Consider the following 2,703-nt stretch of genomic DNA (forward strand, 5'->3'; position numbering starts at 1 on the left):
GGGCCGCCGGGGGCGGCCACCGCGGTCGGCGCGGCGCGGCTGGGGCGGCGGTCGGGCTTGAGCTCGATCAGCTGACCGCTGATCCGCGTGTCGGCGAGGCGGTCGAGCACCTCCTGCGGCAGGTCGGCGGGGAGCTCGACGATCGAGAAGTCCGGGCGGATGTCGATGTGCCCGAAGTCGCCGCGGTTGAGACCGCCCTCGTTCGCGAGGGCGCCCACGATCTGCCGGGGCTCGACGCGCTGGCGGCGGCCGACCTCGATCCGGTAGGAGGCGAGAGCGCCGTTCGCCGTGCGCTGCCGACGCTCGGGGCGCTCACTGCGGTCGCGATCGAAGCGGTCGCCCCGGTCACCGCGTTCGGGACGGGAGTCGCGGTCGTCGCGCTCGCGGCGGGCGAAACGGGGGTCGTCCGGCGAGAGGAGGAGCGGCTCGTCGCCCTGGGCGACGATCGCCAGCGCCGCCGCGACGTCGGACTCGACCACGTCGTGATGCTCGACGTAGTGGCCGATGATGTCGCGGAAGCGCTGCAGGCGCTCGGTGTCGGCGAGCGCCGCGGTGATGGCGTCGTCGAAGCGTGAGAGCCGGGTGACATTGACGTCCTCGACGCTGGGCATCCGCATCTCGGTGAGAGGCTGGCGGGTGGCCTTCTCGATCGCGGCGAGGAGGCGGCGCTCGCGCGGCGTGACGAAGCTGATCGCTGCTCCGCTGCGCCCCGCGCGACCGGTGCGACCGATGCGGTGCACATACGACTCGGTGTCGATCGGGATGTCGTAGTTGACGACGTGGCTGATCCGCTCGACATCGAGGCCGCGCGCGGCGACGTCGGTGGCGACGAGGATGTCGAGCTTGCCCGACTTGAGCTGCTCGACGGTGCGCTCGCGCTGGGCCTGGGCGACGTCTCCGCTGATCGCTGCCGCCGTGTAGCCACGGGCGCGCAGCTTCTCGGCGAGCGTCTCGGTCTCGCTCTTGGTGCGGACGAAGACGATCATGCCCTCGAAGTTCTCGACCTCGAGGATGCGCGTGAGCGCGTCGACCTTCTGGGGGTAGGAGACCATGAGGTAGCGCTGCGTGGTGTTGACGGAGGTCGTGGTCTTGTTCTTGACCGTGATCTCCTCCGGCTCCTTCAGGTACTTGCCCGAGATGCGGCGGATCTGCGAGGGCATCGTCGCCGAGAAGAGCGCGATCTGCTTCTCGACCGGAGTGTCGGCGAGGATCGTCTCGACGTCTTCGGCGAAGCCCATCTTGAGCATCTCGTCGGCCTCGTCCAGCACCAGGTACTTGAGCGCCGAGAGGTCGAGCGTGCCCTTCTCGAGGTGGTCCATGATGCGGCCCGGGGTGCCGACGACGACGTGCACGCCGCGGCGCAGCGCGGAGAGCTGCGTGCCGTAGCCCTGGCCGCCGTAGACGGGGAGCACGTGGACGCCGCGCAGGTTCGACGCGTAGCGCTCGAACGCCTCGCAGACCTGGAGCGCCAGCTCACGGGTCGGCGCCAGCACGAGCGCCTGTGGCGTCTTCTGCGAGACGTCGAGGCGCGAGAGGATCGGCAGCGCGAACGCCGCCGTCTTGCCGGTGCCGGTCTGGGCGACGCCGAGGACGTCACGGCCGGAGAGGAGCGAGGGGATCGTCGCGGCCTGGATGGCCGAGGGCGTCTCGTAGCCGACCTCCTTGAGCGCCTTGAGGACGGGCTCGCTGAGGCCAAGACCGGAGAACGTGAGGGAGGGAGACTCGTCCGCGGGGGCGGAGGCCGCGACAGGAGCGGTCTGCTCGCCGGCGTGAGTCTCGGGGACGGAATCGGATGTATCGGTGGACGCCATGCTGCAACGGTAGGCCGTCGAGCGCCTCCACGGTGGCCGCATCGCCCGCAGACGGCCGGATCGTCGCCGATCCGGACCCTGTGGAGGCGGCTCTGAAGCGCCGGCGGTCCGCCCCGGGTCGCGTCCACGGCGCAGCCGAGGAGGAGGAGCGTGCCTCTCGCACGCTCCGTCCGCGTCAGGACGATTCCGACCCCGGCGAGCAGTGCGCCGGCGACCACAGCCGACGTCAGCTCCGCAGCCACGATCCCGCTCACGGTGAGGCCGCCCACAGGGCGCTCGCGGGAGGCGTCAGCCGGTGAAGTCGAGCAGGACCTTGCTCGAGCGTGTCGCGTCGCGGGCGAGCTCGAAGGCCTCGAGAGCCCGGTCGAGCGGAAGCACCTGGGTGACGACGGGCTCGACCGCGAGGGTGCCGTCGGCGAGCGCCGCGAGCACCTCGTCGATCTCGTCGACGAAGCGGAACGAGCCGATGAGACGCAGCTCGCGCGTGATCGCGAGAGAGATCAGCGCGGGCTGCTCGCCGGAGGGCAGCAGGCCGACCATGACGACGGTCGCGCCGCGCCCCGCTCCGCGAACCGCCGACATCAGCCCGCGAGCGCTGCCCGACGACTCGAAGACGACGTCGGCGCCGACGGCGGCGATCGCCTCGGCGTCGGTCGCGGCGATCGTCCGGGTCGCGCCGACGGCGCGGGCCACCGCGAGCGGCTCCTCCGCGAGGTCGACGGCGATGATCTCGGATGCCCCCGCTCGCTGGAGCACAGCGACGATCAGGGCTCCGATCGGACCGCTGCCGATGACCAGGGCACGGCGGCCTGCGATCTCGCCCGCTCGCGAGACGGCATGCCAGGCGACGCTCGCAGGCTCGGCCAGCGCCGCCTCCCGCAGCCCCAGACCC

The 2,703-nt window shown here is 71.8% G+C and carries 2 protein-coding genes; both read right to left on the reverse strand.

Annotation, left to right across the window (positions count from 1 at the left end):
* Positions 1–1,811 (reverse strand): DEAD/DEAH box helicase (locus ACH61_RS14890; protein WP_068213541.1); only part of this gene is annotated, 1,811 nt, incomplete at its 3' end.
* 288 nt (positions 1,812–2,099) lie between these two features.
* A partial coding sequence (locus ACH61_RS14900) for a zinc-binding dehydrogenase (RefSeq protein WP_153038928.1) occupies positions 2,100–2,703 on the reverse strand: 604 nt, incomplete at its 5' end.

It is taken from the genome of Rathayibacter tanaceti, assembly GCF_001634385.1.
Taxonomy (GTDB): Bacteria; Actinomycetota; Actinomycetes; order Actinomycetales; family Microbacteriaceae; genus Rathayibacter; species Rathayibacter tanaceti.